The organism is Salinimicrobium oceani, from assembly GCF_012037645.1.
The window spans coordinates 1-349 of record NZ_JAAVJR010001176.1 but is presented as its reverse complement, the minus strand read 5'-3'; the positions used below and the strand labels follow the sequence as shown (position 1 = coordinate 349).

Genomic DNA, 349 nt, shown 5'->3' with positions numbered 1-349 from the left:
GTGGTGCAAACGCGCTGGGGACATTTAAATGAAGATTATTCCCTGCTCACCAAACTACAGGCATTCCTGCTGGACTATCACTTTATCCTGGAGCAAACCGGAAGAAACTTCGGAAACCATTTTATCAACTTCAATGGCACAGCCGGAGTATGGAGAAAAAGCTGCATCCTTGATGCCGGAAACTGGGAAGGAGATACGCTCACAGAAGATCTGGACTTGAGTTATAGGGCGCAACTTAAAGGATGGGAATTCAAATACCTGAGAGAGGTAGAAACTCCGGCAGAGTTACCTATCACCATTGAGGCAGCACGTTCGCAGCAGTTCAGGTGGAATAAAGGGGCTGCCGAGA

General features: G+C 47.9%; 1 protein-coding gene. It reads left to right on the top strand.

Annotated features, from left to right (window positions below; genetic code table 11):
• On the top strand, positions 1 to 349 hold a 349-nt coding region (locus HC175_RS21340; protein WP_168139943.1), incomplete at both ends, for a glycosyltransferase.